13 protein-coding genes are annotated in these 17,316 nt (G+C 55.1%); 7 read left to right on the top strand and 6 right to left on the bottom strand.

The window, feature by feature from the left end; all coding sequences use genetic code 11:
• Nucleotides 1-138: 138 nt before the first annotated feature.
• Nucleotides 139-1,794 carry a glycoside hydrolase family 9 protein gene (locus BN3277_RS23295; RefSeq protein WP_059046786.1) on the bottom strand — a complete coding sequence of 552 codons (1,656 nt, stop codon included), beginning with the start codon at nt 1,792-1,794 and terminating at the stop codon, nt 139-141.
• A gap of 592 nt (nt 1,795-2,386) precedes the next feature.
• Here BN3277_RS23295 and BN3277_RS23290 point away from each other — a divergent pair.
• From BN3277_RS23290 to BN3277_RS23280, 3 genes are all read left to right on the top strand, one after another.
• Entirely contained in the window at nt 2,387-3,172 is a 786-nt protein-coding gene (locus BN3277_RS23290; RefSeq protein ID WP_059046784.1) for an amino acid ABC transporter substrate-binding protein, read from the top strand.
• A 106-nt stretch (nt 3,173-3,278) separates the two neighbouring features.
• Nucleotides 3,279-3,938, top strand: coding sequence for an amino acid ABC transporter permease (locus BN3277_RS23285; protein ID WP_059046782.1), 660 nt, complete (start codon nt 3,279-3,281; stop codon nt 3,936-3,938).
• Nucleotides 3,939-3,950: 12 nt separating this feature from the next.
• Nucleotides 3,951-4,700 carry an amino acid ABC transporter ATP-binding protein gene (locus BN3277_RS23280; protein WP_059046781.1) on the top strand — a complete coding sequence of 250 codons (750 nt, stop codon included), beginning with the start codon at nt 3,951-3,953 and terminating at the stop codon, nt 4,698-4,700.
• A gap of 83 nt (nt 4,701-4,783) precedes the next feature.
• On the opposite strand, the gene BN3277_RS23275 is transcribed toward BN3277_RS23280, so the two are convergent.
• A complete protein-coding gene (locus tag BN3277_RS23275; protein WP_059046778.1) occupies nt 4,784-6,595 on the bottom strand; it encodes a stalk domain-containing protein in 1,812 nt (603 codons plus the stop codon).
• A 187-nt stretch (nt 6,596-6,782) separates the two neighbouring features.
• Here BN3277_RS23275 and BN3277_RS23270 point away from each other — a divergent pair, with 187 nt between their 5' ends.
• Nucleotides 6,783-7,949, top strand: a complete 1,167-nt coding sequence (locus BN3277_RS23270) for an SGNH/GDSL hydrolase family protein (RefSeq protein WP_059046776.1) — start codon at nt 6,783-6,785, stop codon at nt 7,947-7,949.
• 8 nt (nt 7,950-7,957) lie between these two features.
• Nucleotides 7,958-9,970, top strand: a complete 2,013-nt coding sequence (locus BN3277_RS23265) for a GTP-binding protein (protein ID WP_089153402.1) — start codon at nt 7,958-7,960, stop codon at nt 9,968-9,970.
• A gap of 26 nt (nt 9,971-9,996) precedes the next feature.
• Here BN3277_RS23265 and BN3277_RS23260 read toward each other — a convergent pair whose 3' ends face one another.
• From BN3277_RS23260 to BN3277_RS23245, 4 genes are all read right to left on the bottom strand, one after another.
• Entirely contained in the window at nt 9,997-11,100 is a 1,104-nt protein-coding gene (locus tag BN3277_RS23260) for a Ger(x)C family spore germination protein (protein WP_059046771.1), read from the bottom strand.
• Complete coding sequence (locus BN3277_RS23255; RefSeq protein WP_059046769.1) at nt 11,093-12,175, bottom strand: GerAB/ArcD/ProY family transporter; 1,083 nt, start codon at nt 12,173-12,175, stop codon at nt 11,093-11,095. The genes BN3277_RS23260 and BN3277_RS23255 overlap by 8 nt, the downstream gene beginning before the upstream one ends.
• An 8-nt stretch (nt 12,176-12,183) precedes the next feature.
• Complete coding sequence (locus BN3277_RS23250) at nt 12,184-13,677, bottom strand: spore germination protein (protein WP_232436495.1); 1,494 nt, start codon at nt 13,675-13,677, stop codon at nt 12,184-12,186.
• 143 nt (nt 13,678-13,820) lie between these two features.
• Entirely contained in the window at nt 13,821-14,552 is a 732-nt protein-coding gene (locus tag BN3277_RS23245) for an HAD family hydrolase (RefSeq protein WP_059046767.1), read from the bottom strand.
• Nucleotides 14,553-14,756: 204 nt separating this feature from the next.
• Here BN3277_RS23245 and BN3277_RS23240 point away from each other — a divergent pair, with 204 nt between their 5' ends.
• Together BN3277_RS23240 and BN3277_RS23235 are read left to right on the top strand one after the other, a co-directional pair.
• Complete coding sequence (locus tag BN3277_RS23240) at nt 14,757-16,517, top strand: cache domain-containing sensor histidine kinase (protein ID WP_082691584.1); 1,761 nt, start codon at nt 14,757-14,759, stop codon at nt 16,515-16,517.
• A complete protein-coding gene (locus BN3277_RS23235; RefSeq protein ID WP_059046766.1) occupies nt 16,514-17,311 on the top strand; it encodes a response regulator transcription factor in 798 nt (265 codons plus the stop codon). Before BN3277_RS23240 ends, BN3277_RS23235 begins: the two co-directional genes overlap by 4 nt.
• Nucleotides 17,312-17,316: the final 5 nt, after the last annotated feature.

Genomic DNA, 17,316 nt, shown 5'->3' with positions numbered 1-17,316 from the left:
ATGGCACCACGTCGGTCCAATCTATATGAAATTTCATATAGAATCCGCCAAACTATACAAAAGGACGCACGCAGGCGTCCGCCCATCGTGCATTCGAAAACGCATGACGAGAGCAGGACCTGCGGCGTCCTTTAGAAGTTACTTCACAAAATGCGATACGACGAAGACGGCCGGTGAGTTCCAGTAGATCGTTACTTCGTTGCCGGCGTAGCTTAATTCGTGGTCGGCGAAGCACTGGGCCGGCGGTTGGCCCTGCAGATGCTCCAGCATGTAGTCGTCGTTGAGGTTGCGGTTGGGGCCTCCGGACACCAGGCCGGGAACGGCCGCCTCGACCCCGTCCGCCACGGACGGGCGATGGTGCAGGCGATTCACCGGGCGATCGCCGAAGCCGGACACGTAGCTGAAATCCAGCACGTTACGACCCAGGAGATAATGGATATGCTCCAGGGCCAATTCCCGGTAACGCTCCCCGCCATCAAAATGACCGGCGATCAAGAGGAGCATCGCATTATTCATGAGTATCATGTTGCTGCCCCAAATATAATCCTCTGGGCGCAAGGAGGTCAGGTAACCGTCCTCTGCGCAGCGACGGGCCAACTGATCCGCTTCCTCGATCAGCCCATTCCGCAGCGCGGTGACCCAAGCAGCGTCTGTCTCCACCCCCGCCTCTGCACTAAGCAGGTAAGCGATCGTCCCATAGCCGCTCATATTGGTCCAGCCCAGCTCATATTTAGGGAAGGGCTGGGCAGCTAGCACGCGAAACGCTTCGTGGTAGCTCGCTTCGCCAGTCGTGCGGTACAACTCGGCGGCGGCCCAATACCTCTCGTCCAAGTCGCTCGGATCGCCGTATTCGCCGGTGCTGACGTCGGACGGGTTCTTGAAGCCGGGGCCGTTCGGGTGAGGCGGCGTCCGTTCCAGCCAAGTCCAAGCACGCTCGGCGGCTTGCAGGCAGCGGGTGGCGAAGGTGTCGTCGAACGGCCGGTAAATCCGAGCCGCCATCGCCATCACACCGGCCAAACATGCAGTAGCGGTTGCGGAGACGGGCAGAAAGTACAGGTCCGCCCGGTCGTCTTCCGGCATCATGTCCAACGCGGGGAATTGCTTGGTCGTCAGCTTGTGAAAAGCGCCACCGGACCGGGGATCTTGCATTTTAAACAGCCAATCCAGCTCATAGCGGCATTCGTGCAGCACATCCGGCATCTGACCATCGCTGTCCGGTAACGGAATCGGCCGATCGAACGTTTGCGGATTTGCTTCGTAAGCCAAGAGCAAATCGGCAACCGCTTTGGCTCCCGGTCCCGTGTATTTCCCGTAATCGCCGGCGTCGTGCCAGCCGCCCCGGCTATCCAAACGGAGGGAAGGATCATCGTACACGATGCCTTCGGAAGTATGGCAGGCGTGGTGCTTCCATGGGCCGGCGAAAGCTTCCTCCAGCTCCATGCCGCAGCGGAAATAGTAAAAACCCTTCAGCAAACCCTGCTGCAAATCGGCATAGGGATTGCTACTGATAGTGAATACGGCCGAGCTTTCACCATTCAAGCGGATCTGATAGGTTCCCGGCGTTCTCAGATCGCCAAAATCCCCCCGACAAACCATAGTCCCCGTTGCTTCATCCCGCTGTGCTGGACCAGTCCTTCCCCGGTAGGCGATCTCTTCCGAAGTCGTGTCAACGATTTCGTATCCACCACCCGTTCCGGCGTAAACAAAAGCTTTAGCGGTCTCCGCAGGGTAGCCCAACTGGTTGACGGTGATATTTCGGTGCGGTGTAGTAATTGGGTGGTCTGCTTGCTTCATAAGATATCCCTCTTTTCATCCATAAGGTAAACGCTTTCAATAAACAAAGATGTATTCTCTATTACATCTAGGTACTCTCTACTCCCTTTCTTCTATCCTTGCACGATCCGAAACGAATCACAAGAGTCGAAATTGAAGGATTGATCGTCATAATTTTAACGGTGATAGACCGTTCGAAGTTCTGTCACAATAGGCGGCAGATTCTGTCAAACGTTACGCATCCTATCGACTCTTCTTTGGTAGTATGGTATCATGATAGTCTGATAACGTATTAGCGAACTAAAGCGCAAGGTGCGGGAGTATACGTATATAAGTAAACATGTGTATAGAGGGATCTACGATATAAACGCACATGTGCAACGGGATTCTACACACATAAGCCTACACGCATAAAGGGATCTATGCAAACAAGCCCGCACGTGCAACGGACTGCACACATAAGCCCACACGTGCAACGGGCTGCACACATAAGCCCACATATGCAGCGGGATACCTACACATGTAACAGAACCTACGTTTATAAGCACCCACGCGCAAAAGAACCTACGTGCATAGGCACACAAAGAGTTCAACTTCAGGGGGAGAGAGACAGATGAAAACAAACCAAAAGATGATCATGATGGGCCTTGTGATGGCTCTGGTATTAACGATGTTGGCCGGTTGCTCGGGTTCGGGGGCTGGAAAAGACGTTAATAAGCTGGTGATTGGGATCGACGATAAGTTTGCACCGATGGGCTTCCGTGACGAAAATAACGAGATTGTGGGCTTCGACATTGATTACGCGAAAGCCGCGGCGGAGAAAATGGGAATGGAGGTTACTTTCCAGCCGATCGATTGGTCGTCCAAGGAATCCGAGCTGAACAGCGGACGGATCGACTTGATCTGGAACGGATATACGATTACGGAAGAACGCAAGGGTAAGGTCTTATTTACGAAGCCGTATTTGAAAAATAGCCAAGTGGTCGTGACGCTGGCCGACTCCGAAATCACGCAGCTCAGCGATCTGGCCGGCAAAGAGGTGGGCTTGCAGTCGTTGTCTTCCGCGGCAGACGCACTGGATGCAGCTCCGATCCAAAGCGAGATCAAAAACGTCTCCGAGTTTCCGGACAACGTGCTGGCGCTGAGCGATCTCAAGACGAAACGGCTTGATGCCGTTGTCATCGACGAGGTCGTGGCGCGTTACTACATGGCGAAAGAAGAAGGGACGTTTAAGTTGCTGGACGAATCGCTGGCGCCCGAAGAATACGGCATCGGCGTGAAGAAAGGCAATGAGGAGCTGTTAAACAAGCTGCAGAAGGCGCTGGACGAACTGAACCAGGACGGTACTGCATCGGAAATTTCGCAAAAATGGTTCGGCGAAGATAAAGTGCTGAAATAGGAACGAACCCGCCAAAGCCAAACCGGATTGCTTCGGAATCCGGTTTTTTGCTGGCCGCGGTTAGGCCTGCAGGCGTTATCCCAAGTATATATCGAGGAGAGCGACAATGAGTCTGGAGTATCTGTTAAGTATCCTGGGGCCGATGCTGGAGGGGGCCGAAACAACGATCTTGCTGTTTGTGCTGGCGATCGTGACGTCGATTCCGCTGGGATTCGCCTTTACCTTTATGGTTCGCAGCCGGATTAAGCCGATCGCTTGGTTTGCCGGGGCGTATATTTATGTCATGCGCGGCACGCCGCTGCTGCTGCAAATGCTGTTCGTTTGCTTTGGGCTGCCGGTGATCCCGGTCATCGGCGAGTATCTCGTCATGGATCGGTTCGTCGCCGCTTGCGTCGCTTTTACGCTGAATTACGCGGCTTACTTCGCCGAGATTTTCCGCGGTGGCTTGCTGGCGATCGACAAAGGCCAATACGAGGCCGCCAAGGTGCTGGGCCTCAGCCGCTGGCAAACGACAACGCGCATCGTGCTGCCGCAAATGCTGCGCATCGCGCTGCCCGCCGTCTCCAATGAGTCGATCACGCTGGTGAAAGATACGGCGCTGCTCTACGCGGTGGCCGTCCCCGAGCTGCTGCATTTTGCGCAAACGGCGGTCAACCGGGATTTTACAATCGTGCCGTTCGTGCTTGCGGGCGTTCTATACCTGTTGATGACGCTGGTGCTTACCGTGCTGTTTAAGGCGCTGGAGCGAAAGTTCAAATTCGAGTAGAGGACGGGTATCATGGATCAAGCAATCGTACAAGTCGAACATTTACGAAAATCGTTTGGCGACCTGGAGGTCCTCAAGGACATCTCCTTTGACGTCGCAGCCAGCGAGGTGCTTGCGGTGATCGGACCGTCCGGCTCGGGCAAAAGCACGATGCTGCGCGCCTTGGCCCATCTCGAGGAAATCGAGGGGGGCAGTATCCGCATCGGCGGCGAAACGCTGGTGAACGACGGGCGGTACGCCGCCAGCGCCAAGCTGAAGGAAATCACCACCCGCATGGGCATGGTGTTCCAGCATTTCAACCTGTTCCCGCACCTGACGGTGCGCGGCAATCTGGAGCTGGCGCCAAAGCTGGTCAAAGGGCTGCCGGCTGCGGAAATCCGCGCCAAAGCCTCGGAGCTGCTGGAGAAGGTTGGACTGTCGGATAAAGCCGAGGTCTATCCGTCTAACCTGTCCGGGGGACAAAAGCAACGGGTCGCCATCGCCCGGGCCTTGATGATGAACCCGGAGCTTCTGCTGTTTGACGAGCCGACCTCCGCGCTTGATCCCGAGTTGACGGGCGAGGTGCTGCAGGTGATGAAGCAACTGGCCGAAGAGCGGATGACGATGATCGTCGTCACGCATGAGATGGGCTTTGCGCGGGAGGTGGCCGACCGCGTGATGTTTATGGCGGACGGGGAGATTATCGAATCCGGCCGGCCGGAGCAGTTGTTTGGAGCTCCGCAGCATGAGCGGACCCGGTCCTTTTTGCAGCGGGTGCTCTAACTGCGCGAAATCGAAACGGCGGCAACCTCGGAACTTCACACCAACGAAGTTCAAGGCTGCCGCCGTTTTTTGCCGTCTTCTATTTATTTCACCGAGTAAACTCCTTCTTTGTAAACCAGTGTGTAGATCATACCCGAATCGGTCAGTACGGACTGGTCCACGGTATCCTTGGACAAGCGGCGCTCCTTACCGTCGGAAGAGATGTGGTAAATGCCGGGCTCGTAGCCGCGGTTCACGTAATAGACGCCGGATTTGTTAACCTCAAAGGTCGTATCAGCCGTGGCGCCGGGCGTCAGGGCCGCCAGCTTCTTCTCCTGGCCTGTGGTCGGGTCTAACCGGAATAGCTCCATCCCTTTGTCGCCTACGGACGTATAATAAAATACGTTCTCGTACATTTGGAGCTGGGAGATTCGCTGCGACGACATGGCGGCAGGAGTTTCCCCGCCATTCAGCGCGGTTCGCATCAAGCGGCCGGAGCTTTCCTCCAGATAATAGAGCTGTTTGCCGGTCAACCAGAATTGGCTTGCGCCCGAGACCAGCTTTACATGCTTCCGGCCGGTCGTATCGATTCGGTACACGGAGTTGGGATCCTGCGGATCGCTGTCATTAAACCCGATCGCATATAGTGCGCCGTCCTTCAGCACCAGCGTGGAATCGCTCCTGAACCCGACCCCGCCGTTTTCCTCCACCGAGCGGGCAACGCCGTACGCATATCCGGGCTCCCCAAGCAATGCCGTCTCTCCGGTGGTCAAGTCGAGCCGGCTTAAGTTGTTGGCCATTTCCGTCATAAACCGGAAATCGGTGGAGTACAGAGCTTCCTGGTCTGCGGTGACACTAGTCAGGCTTTTGGCGGACAAGACTTCCTCCAACGCCCCGTTCTTCACCCGGTACAACATGTCCCCGCCCATCGTCAAATCGCCGACATGCAGGTTAACGAGTAATTCGTTATCTAATTTTCGAACCTCCGTCAGCCACCCGTCTTCCGGCCGCCAATCGCCAAGCGAGGCGACTTTCTCCGGCTGCTGCTTTTTAAGGTCATATGCGAATAGATAAGCTTGATTGCTCACCGTGGACACGTAATAGAAAATATCACCGATCCGTTTCCCCGAATGAAACACCGGTTTGCCGGGCACTTGAACCCGCGTCGCCTTGTTGCTTCCCGTTTGCCGGAAGAGTTGCTCCTCTACGGAAGCGCCGTTATTTAGGTAAACGGTTTTCAGGTAATACACGTCGGTTCCCAATTGGGTTAACGGGGTGGCTACCTTCTCGTAATCCACCCGATTTCGCTGATCGGTAAGCTGCGTTTTAATGGCGTTTTTGACTGCCAGCGTATCCGGATGCTTGAGATCCACCGATGTATCGCCGATCAGGATCAGCCCGTCCAGCCAAGCGATCTGCTTGCCGAGCGCGGTCGCGGCATCCCGAAGGGGCAGCATAACCCGCCCGCCGATCTTCTGCGGCGGCACATCGAGCTTCACCGATTTGCCGTTAACAAGCATGGTCGTACTGTTCACCGTGAACTTGACCGTTCGCTTGAGCGGTAAGTTCTGGAGGAGTACGTCATCAGGCGTCTTTGCGTTCCAGACGACGTCCCAGTATCCTTGATCCGCCCCGGTGGTATGCTCGGCCAGGTATCCCATCAACCGAATCGGCACAAGGACGCGCCCGTTTCGCTGGACGACCTCGTAATCCCCGCCAATATCCGTTTTCTGTCCTTGCATAAACGCTTTGCCTTGATAGTTGGAAGGAATGATCGCCAGCTCGTTAAACGCTTCTTTCAGCGAACGGCTTCCGCTCCCCTGGTCCGTGCTGCCGGCACTCTCAGCGGCATGAACCCCGGCGGTTCCCAGCCCAAGACATGCCGTTAATAGCAGCATCATGATTTTCTTTTTCAATCTAAGCTCTCCCTTCAATATCCCATCGCAAGAAACCCTATGTAGTCTAGACGCTTACACGCATGTAAAAGTTTCTATTTCGAGAGCAGCGGGCGATCGGGAGGTAAGACGAGCAATTTGAACAAACGTGTTGTAGAATCTAAAAAGAAGTCGTTTACATCAGGTAAGCTGGGGAGGAAACAAGCAAATGATGGATCAATATGCTTCGGTTACCGTCGTTTCGACGGCATGCAATTATATTATGGAACGCCCGGAGAAGTTCACTCATACCTATCGAACCTACGTGAAATTAAGAGAACACGGTTCGCTGGATCTCCGGTTCTGGCACAGCAACGCAATTGACTCGACCTGGGATACCGGTTCGGTCGCCCGCGGCGGGGCGTTTGGCGGGGAGTGGCGAATCGAGGCCGCTTACGTTGCGGACGGAGGCGAGGTCCCTCAGGGTTCCGTTGTACCCGGTTCGCAGGTGCGCGTCACGTTTGACGGCGGCAGCGAAGCCAAAGCGGTCGCCCCCGGGGCGTTGTTCTGGAGCGATCCGGTTAAGATCGACCTGCCGGAAGGGCATCTGCTGGCCTTTACTTGGACGATTTCCTCGGAAACAGGAGGCAAAACGGTCCCTTACAACACCGAACAGATGTTGGTGACGGCTTTTGACGCGCCGGGGGCATGCGCTGATACGGCAGATGCCGGTGGCTTTGCCCCTTCGGAGAATCTGCTGGTGCTGCCTGCGCTCATCGCCAGCGCGAAGCCGGTACGGCAACGCCTCATCTTCCTTGGCGATTCGATCACGCAAGGCGTGAGAACCCGCAGGGACGGTTACGAATACTGGGTAGCGCGGATCGCCGACGGCCTGGGGAGCGATTATGGCGTATGGAATCTCGGTTCCGGCTGGGCGAGAGCCTATGATGCCGCAGCGGATGGCGCTTGGTTGAACAAGGTGAAGCGGGGGCATAATCTGGGAACTCCTACCCAGATCGTGTTGGCGCTTGGGGTCAACGATATCGATATCGGCGCCCGCACTTCGGACGAGCTGTTAACCGACCTGACCACCATCATCACCGAGCTGCGCCAAAACGATCCCTCCGTGGACATCATCCTGTTTACCGTCCCCCCGTTTAACTTCAGCGAGGAGCGGGAACAGGTATGGCGGCGGGTCAACGATCACATCCGCTCCGCTTCGCTTCCGGGCGTCGACCGTGTATTTGATATGGCGGCGCTATTGTCTCAACCCGCGCCGCTGGATCACCGGCTGCGTCCGGAGTTCATGAGCTCGGAATACGATCCCCATCCGAACGGAGCGGCAGGCAGGGTTGTCGCCGATGCGTTCTTAGCGTGGTATTTGGGTGAACGATGAGCGGGAGCATGAAAATGACGGACATGCCTCGTTTGAACGTGGGGATCTTCGCCCATGTAGATGCAGGCAAAACTACAACGACGGAGCATATCTTGTACGAAAGCGGCCGGATTCGCATGCCGGGTCGTGTGGATGACGGCACGGCGTTAACCGATTCGCTGGAGGTGGAGCGTCAGCGCGGCATTTCCGTGCGCGCAGCGATGACGACCTTTACCTGGAAAGGCACGCAGGTGAATTTGATCGATACGCCGGGACATGTCGACTTTCTGTCTGAGGTCGAGCGCTCCCTGCGCGTAATGGATTGCGCGGTGCTGGTTCTATCCGCGGTAGAAGGCGTTCAGGCCCAGACGGAAATGATTTGGAACGCGCTGGCGAAGCTGCGAATTCCAACGCTCCTGTTCGTCAACAAAATGGACCGTGTCGGCGCAGATCCCGAGGCGGTGCTGACCCAAGCGCGCAATTACCTGTCCGCAGATATCATTCCGGTTCAGCATCCGCTGGGCACGTGGGAGGATTACAACGGTGCGGCGGATTTGTGGAGCGCCGATGGGGAGGCGGCTGCCGCCGAGGCAGGGGAGGCGGGAGCGCTCATGGCAGAGCGGACTCGCTTGATCGAAGCGTTGGCCGAGCGCGACGAGGCGATGCTCGAGGCCTATCTAAACGGGGAGAACATCGCTCTGGAGCGTTGGGAACGCTGTGCGGAGGAACTGGCCCGCTCTGCCCGGATCTACCCGCTGCTGTATGGGGCGGCGGCGAAGGGAATCGGCATCGCGGCGCTGCTGGATGCGATGTTGCGCTATTTTCCATTGGCGGGAGGAGATGCGGAGTCCCCGTTGTCCGGTGTCGTGTTCAAGATCGAACGCGACAAGACGATGGGGCGCATGGCCTATGTGCGCCTCTATGAAGGCAGCCTCCGCAATCGCGATACCGTGTTTAACCACACCCTGAACCTCAGCGAAAAGGTGACGCAAATTCGCAAAATTGACGGCAACCGAACCGAGGATATCGGGCTGCTGCAGGCCGGGGACATCGCCGCCGTCTGCGGCTTGTCCCATGTTCGCATCGGCGACGTGTTGGGGCGTCCGGATGCGATCCCGGCGGAAGCCAAGCTGGCGGTTCCGCTGCTCACCGTGCGGGCGCATCCGGCGAACGATGCGGAATACCGGGCCGTGGCAGATGCGCTGCAGGAGCTGTCCGACGAGGATCCACTGCTGGACGTGCAATGGCTGCAGGACGAGCGGGAGCTGCACGTGAAGGTGATGGGCCCGATCCAACTGGAGGTCTTAAGCAGCGTATTGGCATCGCGTTACGGCCTGCAGGTGACCTTCGGCAAACCCTCGGTTATTTATAAAGAAACGCCGAAGCAAGCGGGGGAAGGGGATATCGCCTATACGATGCCGAAGCCCTGCTGGGCGATCCTGCGGTTCCGAATTGAGCCCGGACCGCGGGGAAGCGGCTTGACCTATGAAGCCCACGTGCGCGATGAAGATCTGCTGCCGCAATATCAGAACGAGGTCGCGCGCCGCGTTCCTGAAGCGCTGCAGCAAGGGCTTTATGGCTGGGAGGTTACCGATTTGAAGGTGACGTTAACCTATGGCCAGCATCATGTTTGGCACACCCATCCGCTGGATTTTGCCGTGGCGACGCCGATGGGGATCATGGACGGGCTAGCCAAAGTCGGAACGCAGTTGCTGGAGCCGATCTTGCACGTTAGGTTAGTCGTTCCTGAAGAGAACGCCGGCCGGGTGATGAACGACCTCGTGCAGATGCGCGGCCGGTTTGAGCCGCCGCAATTGCAGGGAGAGCGGGTGCTGATCGAAGGCCAAGTACCGCTCTCGACATCGCTTCAATATCCGATTGAACTGAGCTCGTATACGAAAGGACGCAGCACGTTTGCGTCCTCCTTCGCTGGCTATGAACCTTGCCCGCCGGATGTTCAGGCTGAGCGGACCCGGCGGGGCGTCAATCCGTTGGATCAGGCAAAGTACATCTTAAGCGTGCGGAAAGCGCTGCAAGGCTAAGAGGAGGGCGGTCAACCCCGTACCCCCTAATCGAAATAAGTTCCGAAGTTTTTCATAAAGAAAGAGCAATGAACGCGCACCGGCATTTCGCTGTACATCTCGCGCCAATCGGTTTGTTCCCATTCCGCATAGCCCATTTTGTTTCGGACATATTTGCCTAGCCCGAAGCTGTCCGTCCGGTTGTGTTGCAGCGTTTGGATGACCCGCACCGCTTCATGGGAGATGTGCTCGCTAACCAGCTTTTCGACTCTGGTCCGTTCGGCCGAACTTAATTTTGCGTCACCGATATATTCATCCACGCCGCCTTCGACCTTAAGGTAAATATCCGCTTCGTAGCCGCCGGAGGAGCCCTTTGAAATGACGATCCGGCGTTTGCTTCTTACGGCTCGGAAGGAAATAGCTTTCAGGTCGGGGTTATCCGTTGTAATGGTAAACTCACCTTGTTTGAGGTTTTGATACAAAAGGGAAAAGAGGTAAACGTCCTTCCAAGGGATCTTGGCGACCATCCGATCCTCCCGAAACGTAGCGATGCCGCTGATGGTGATGTCCTTCTCTTGCTCCTTAATCATAATGGCAATCGGGTCTATCCCGTCATCGTGATAATCGCGAGAAAATTCATACAGCGAGGTTCGAGGGGTCGACTGTTTATTGAACTCCTTCTGCAGCAGCTTGTTGATATAGTTAGCCGTCTTCGTATGGCGGGGGTACTCCTGGCTGATGATTTTACCGGCTTCTCCATCGATGACAACCATAGCGGTGCGGATCGAAACGCTTGGGTCACGCAGAAAAGTATCGATATACTGCCAGAAGCCCCGACGGGCTAAGGCATCACCGATCATAAAGGTCCGAATCTGTCCGCTGACGATGATCCGGCTTGTTCGCAAGGCTAACGCCGATTTGGCTTCCTTGGGGCTGTTGGAGACCGTTTCCAGCAATTCGTCGGTTGTTTTGCCGTCTTTGGCGAACTGCGTGACCAGCGGCATGCTGATCGTTGCCTTTAGCTTGTTCTCGGGTGCTGCATCAAAGGCTGCCGTCTCGATATAGCCGATCCGTTCCAGAATCCGCTGATCCTGACTGCAACCGGCGAGCAGAAGGCAGAAGATCGCGGTCAGAATTGCAAATCTACGCATGTTTCTTAAACCTCCTTTGGAGCAATAGTAAGAGGATCAACAGCAACGGGAACCCAAGGGAGAAGCCCAACTGCACCATCGTAAAATATCTGAACCAGGACTCTACCTGGATCAAGGTTTTTGGGATCAACCCCACCAAGATGGAGGCAGCCATGGAGAAGAAGACAATTACCTTCCAGGGGATCCGGCGAAAGATCTGGGAGATGACCGCCTGGCCTGACCAATAGTACATGCCAGCCGTATGCAGGATCGAGAACAAAAACAAGCTGAATAGAAAGTTCTGGATGCGTTCGATAAACGGGAACCGCAAATAAGCATACATGTCTAGCATCGGAAAAGACGAGTGGATTAAAGCCCTATGGCTGAAGAAGCCATAAGATAAAAAGGTAACCAGCAGATAAATGAACATGGTGATACCGTTGCCGAGATGGATGTACTTCAGCCACCTTTTATTGTTCTCCGCATAGGGGAACAGAAACAGGGTTAACTCATATCCCAAATAAGCGCCATATAACTGGAGCAATCCCTCCTTCATATCCGTTCCCTCCTTAAACAAAAAGGGCGTCAACCGCACAAGATCAAATTCCTGGAGGAAGAAAAGGGACAGCGGGATTTGCAGCAGCAACAGCAGCGAGAAGATGACATTTGCCTTGGACATGTTGTAGATCCCTTTTATGATGTAGAGGAACACGAGTACGTCCACAAAGATCTTGAGCACAGCATCCGATGTTGTTGGAAAGATCAGCATTTGATAAATCAAGACATATTGCTTGACGACCAGGCAGCCGATCATACTGAATAACGCCCACAGGAATACATAAAGTGGGGTTAAAATAAAACGCGGTAAAGATGCGCTGAGGATGTCAAAGACGGATTTGCCCCGGCCCATCCGGTAAACGGCAGAGATCAGCATAATGTTCAAAGTGACCAGCAGGAACACCGGGATCAGCACGAGCCAGCCGTTGGTTCCGAAATAACGAGCCGTGATGCGCGGCAAAGTGAACAGGACGATGCCGCTCTGGGTGTTGAACACCAGGAGGGCGATATGGAAGCGATTCAGTTTTTCCCGTTCCATAGGGTCACCTATTTCTTCATTTTGTTGGTTGTAGGATTAGGGGTACGGGATTGCTTCGGACGCTTGGAGAACATCCAGAAAGGCCCGCGGATAAACGTATCCTTCCAGTCAGCTGTTTTAATCGGCGCAAGCGGAATCGTGTAAGGGGCGCCGAGACTGGTCAGCTTGGACAGGTGAATGATCACCAGCCCAATCCCAAACATAAAGCCGAAGTTCCCAAGCATCCCCGACAAAATGATCAGCGCAAACCGGATGATCCGAATCGATCCGCTCATGGTATAACTGGGAATCACAAAGGAAGCGATGGCGGACATCGCTACGGCGATGATCAGAATGTTACTGGTAAACCCGGCCTCCACCGCGGCCGTGCCGATCACGATACCGCCTACGATCCCGATGGTTTGCCCGATTTTGGAGGGCAGGCGGGCCCCGGCTTCCCGCAGCAGTTCCAAGGTCGTTTCCATCAACAGAGCTTCCAGGACCGGAGGAAATGGGACACGGCTGCGCGATTCTGTCATGGAGGCCAGCATATTTTGCGGGATCATTTCGTAATGGTAGGTTGTAATCGCCACATACATCGAAGTCAACGTCAACGTAAGCACAAAAGCGACGTACCGCAGGATGCGAAGGAACGTGCCAACCGCCCAGCGACTGTAATAATCGTCGGGCGAAGTAAAGAATTCGAATACCGTGGTAGGCCCGATGATTACCGACGGGCTCTGATCCATAATGACAACAACCCGACCTTCGTTCAGCTTGGACACGGCGACATCCGGGCGCTCCGAGGTCAGGAACAGCGGAAAGATCGTGGAGGGGAAATCCTCGACCAGCTGAATAAGCATGCTGCCGTCAAACACCGCGCTGTACTCGATGTTTTGAATCCGATCGGACATGCGGTTGACGAAGTCCATATTGGCGATTTCACTGATGTAGAGCAACGATACCCTCGTTTTGAAGATTTCGCCGACCTCAAACTGCTTGACTTTTAGCCGGTTGCTTCTCACCCTGCGGCGGATGATGGACAGGTTGGTGTCCAGCGATTCGTTAAAAGCGTCATGCGGACCCACGATCGTAGATTCCGTCTGTGAGGATTCAATGGATCTCATTTGGGGGCCGTAAGCGGAGACGAGATAAACCCCCTGAGGCAGGAACAGGGCGGCACTCCCATTCAAAATCCCGCGAACGACCTTCGATGGATCTTCCTCCCGTTGGAACAAGGATTGCTGTAGAAGCGCCCCCAGCTCTTCACGTCGGATATTTTCGAGCGGTTTAACCACGTTGTAGGTAAACTTATGATTGTCGAGCAGGTGTTCGAAGTAGACGATATCGGCCTGAAGCACCGGGTAGGTCCGATGGGTCAGATCAGAACACTCGCGAAATTCATCCAGCACATTCTTTAAGGACAAAGGGCCGGCAGTCTGCGGTTCGGATGTATGGGACGTTTGCTGCTGGGGTTTTTGATTGGCAATGGTAAGGATCGATTTCAATAATCGCGAGAACACGGTACAATTCCTCCAACCGAGGTAGTTTCCTCTATTGTGTGTAGGTATGGTCGAAGTATGCAGGAGAGGTTGGGATTGGAAGAGTTGTACGCCAAAAAAAGGAATGCTGCAGACGCTTGCAGCATTCCTTTATTGAACTCACCTTACAGGGATTCCACGATCAGCAGCCGGGCAAGCTCATCATAGCTGGCAGCCGGCGTGTGGAGGGGCTGCGGCTCCGATTCGGGTTGGACGCCGCGGTGATTAAACCAGATCACCTGCCAGCCGGCACCCGCCGCGCCAACGACATCGTTACGCCAGGAATCTCCGATGTAGCAGCATTGCTCGGGCGACTTGTCCAGCTTCCCGGCGATCAGCTCAAACAGTCGAACGTCCGGCTTGGTCAAACCTACCGCCCCTGAGATAAACACCAACTCAGCAGGAATCAGCTTGTCTACCCCAAGCGCTCGAATTTTGCGCCACTGGTGCTCCGGCGGCCCGTTTGAAATCACCCCAACAACGATGCCCCGCGCCTGCAATTCGCCAATGAGTTCTATGGCTCCAGGGAACGGTTGAATATCAAATTGCCGGTTCAGATAAGCGGTCTGGACCGTTGCCGCCTGCTCGGTTGTCAATGTGAGGCCAAATTCTCCCAGGGAGCGAACGAAGCGTTTGGTCCGCATCGATTCAAGTTCCTGGCCGTGGGTCGGCGTGCCGCCGGCTTCGGCGGATAGAAAATCGCTGTAATAGCGCATTCGATGATAAGCCGGCTCATAGGGGAAATCCGGCCCGGTGCTTAAAGTCTCCACCAGCGCTGCGCGAAAGGGCTGCAGGTGGTCGTATAACGTATCGTCAACGTCAAAAAAAACCGCGTGATTTGGCGTAATGGGCTTCATGGTGTTAATCTTCTACTCCCTCTCCTGACCGCAGTAGAAAACCGCGGACATTTCCATTAAAATGCTTATGTATCATTAGGGCGGCGGAAACCGCCGCCTTCTCATTATACGGGACAGAATCGAAAAATACATAGTACCATCCGGTCCTTTTCGTTTATGATGGGATCGGGTTGTATACTTTGGACGGAAAGGTTTGGACCGGACGTGAAAAAACCGAAACGATGGTTTACCTTACGAAATCAAATCTTCATCAGCTTTATGCTGCTGATGGTTTTTGTCTTGGGCATCGCCAGTGTACTGACGTATTCCCAGGTCTCCAGATTGCTGGAAACCAATGCTGAAAAGCATATCAGCCAGACCGCCCTGCAGGCTAACGGCCGCTTGGATGCGCTCATCGCCCAAATCAATACGCTGACGACTCAGGTCGCCACCGATGCCTACGTCCAGCAGCTGCTGCTTGACGAGGTCCAAGGGAAGGAGACGCCTTTCAGTTCGCGCCAGTCGCTGCTGCCCTTATTTAGCGATTATCAAGCTTATGTCACCGGCATCAAATCGCTGGAATTGTATACAAACGATTATCGTCGCCTATTTCCGCTGAACGAAACCCAACTGATCGACACGGTGGACTCGCAATGGATTAATGCGGCCAATTGGGGCAAAGGGGCGCTCGTGTGGATTGGCATCGATCCGCGCGACCCGTCATCCGTGCTGGCGCTGCGCCGGGTCAGCTTGCTCGACCGCTGGTTTTCATCGGGAGGGTATTTAGCGGTGCGAATCGACCGGTCATATTTTCAAATTCATGAACAGATTGAAGGGGACGGCGGGGAATACATTCTACTGGTTGACGGGAATCAGCGCCCGATCGCGACGAATTTCAGCTTTCCCACAGAGGACTTGGATCTGCCGGGACTGCTGGGCAATGATGGGAAGAACATCACGATCGGCGGACAAGAGTTTATCGAGGTGAAACAAGCTTCCAGAGCAACGGGGTGGACGTTGGTCTTCTTTACGCCGATCAGTTATGTAACCAGCGGGATTTCCGCGCTGCGTACGGCCGTCATCGCTTCAGGAGCAATTGGGGTGTTGTTGTTCCTGATCATGTCGCTGTCATTGTCCACGATGATTACCCGGCCGATCTTCCGGCTGATCAAGGCGATGCGCGGGGCGAGATTCGGGGTGCTGCAGCGGAACCCGATGTTCTCGAAAACGATGGAAATCAACGAGCTGAACAATTCCTACAACCAAATGGTCGATAATATGAACGAATTGATCCGCGTCGTCTACGAGAAGGAGCTCCTGCAAAGCCGCACCGAATTAAAGGCCCTTCAGGCGCAGATCAACCCGCATTTTCTGTTTAATACGCTGGAGGCCTTCTATTGGTCGCTGGAGGAGAAGGGAGAGGAAGAGCTGGCGAACCTGGTGGTCGGCATGTCGAGCTTGTTCCGGTACATCATCAGCAGCCCGAACCAGGACGAATGGGTGACGATCGAGGATGAGCTGGAGCATGTGGAGCGCTACTTGCAGTTGATGGATATTCGGCTTGCAGAACGGCTAACCTGGTCTATTGATGCGGGAGAATTCCGCCACGTCAAAATCCCGAAGCTGATGATTCAGCCGCTGGTGGAAAATGCGATATTACACGGAGTCGAAAAACAATTCGGCCAGGGCAAAGTTACTGTAAGCGTTGAGCCGTCAGAGCGAGAGGGCTACGTGAAAGTCACCGTGCGGGATAACGGTCCCGGGATGGACGAGCCTACGCTGCTTGGCTTGATGCAAGCGATGGAAGGCGGGCCTTCCATCTCCACCAAGGGGACAGGCGTAGGGATCGTAAATGTGCAGCGGCGGCTGCGGTTGTATTTTGACGGAGAGCAAGGGGAAAAGCATGGGCTGCAGGTGACGAGCCTGCCAGGCGAGGGAACGGCCGTAAGCTTTGAAATACCTAGTGAATTTGGGGGAACGGTATGAAGCAGACAAAAACGATTCTTGTGGTGGAGGATGAGCCAAGGACAAGGCAGGGGTTTACGAAAACGCTGGAAGCCTGGTCAGCCGGACGATATCGGATCGAGGCGGCGGACAGCGGGCAGGCGGCGTTGGCTTGGTTGGAGAACCATGTTGCCCATCTGTTGATCACGGATATTCGCATGCCCGGCATCAGCGGGCTGGAGCTGATCGAAATGCAGCAGCGCCACAAGCAGTTCAAACCGGTCGCCATCATCATCTCGGGGTATGCGGAGTTCGAGTACGCGCAAAAAGCGATGCAGCTGGGGGTCGTGAACTACCTGCTGAAGCCGGTGGATAAGCATAAGCTGGTGCAGGCGGTAGAGCAGGCGTTGTTGGTTGAGGACGACCGGCATCGGATCGAGACGATGGAGAAACTGGTTGATCCGCGGCTGCTGGAGACAAAGGATACGGATGCGCAGTATACGCCCCAGGTGCGCGAGGCGCTGAGCTTCCTGGACGAGCACCTGCACGAGCCAATCACGATGCGTCAAGTAGCCGACCATCTGCATTTGAATCCCAGCTATTTCAGCGTGCTGTTTAAGGAACAGACGGAACTGACCTTCAGCGAATATATCAGCCGGCTGCGGGTGCTTCGCGCCAAAGAGCTGCTGCTGCGGACGACGTTGTCCGTAGGGGAGATCGCTGAACGGGTCGGCTACCAAAGTGACAAATATTTCATTAAGGTGTTCAAGAGCTATGAGGGCATGAGTCCCAGCAAATACCGCAGCCAGACGAAGGAGACAGGGGCGGACGCCTAAGGCGA

The sequence above is a fragment of the Paenibacillus rubinfantis genome, assembly GCF_001486505.1.
GTDB lineage: Bacteria > Bacillota > Bacilli > Paenibacillales > Paenibacillaceae > Fontibacillus > Fontibacillus rubinfantis.
This window is presented reverse-complemented; position numbering and strand designations above follow the sequence as displayed.

Bases quoted from the DNA above. Each gene is read 5' to 3' on its own strand.
- BN3277_RS23295 (WP_059046786.1), bottom strand. From the start codon at position 1,794: ATGAAGCAAGCAGACCACCCAATTACTACACCGCACCGAAATATCACC.
- BN3277_RS23290 (WP_059046784.1), top strand. From the start codon at position 2,387: ATGAAAACAAACCAAAAGATGATCATGATGGGCCTTGTGATGGCTCTG.
- BN3277_RS23285 (WP_059046782.1), top strand. From the start codon at position 3,279: ATGAGTCTGGAGTATCTGTTAAGTATCCTGGGGCCGATGCTGGAGGGG.
- BN3277_RS23280 (WP_059046781.1), top strand. From the start codon at position 3,951: ATGGATCAAGCAATCGTACAAGTCGAACATTTACGAAAATCGTTTGGC.
- BN3277_RS23270 (WP_059046776.1), top strand. From the start codon at position 6,783: ATGATGGATCAATATGCTTCGGTTACCGTCGTTTCGACGGCATGCAAT.
- BN3277_RS23265 (WP_089153402.1), top strand. From the start codon at position 7,958: ATGAAAATGACGGACATGCCTCGTTTGAACGTGGGGATCTTCGCCCAT.
- BN3277_RS23260 (WP_059046771.1), bottom strand. From the start codon at position 11,100: ATGCGTAGATTTGCAATTCTGACCGCGATCTTCTGCCTTCTGCTCGCC.
- BN3277_RS23255 (WP_059046769.1), bottom strand. From the start codon at position 12,175: ATGGAACGGGAAAAACTGAATCGCTTCCATATCGCCCTCCTGGTGTTC.
- BN3277_RS23245 (WP_059046767.1), bottom strand. From the start codon at position 14,552: ATGAAGCCCATTACGCCAAATCACGCGGTTTTTTTTGACGTTGACGAT.
- BN3277_RS23235 (WP_059046766.1), top strand. From the start codon at position 16,514: ATGAAGCAGACAAAAACGATTCTTGTGGTGGAGGATGAGCCAAGGACA.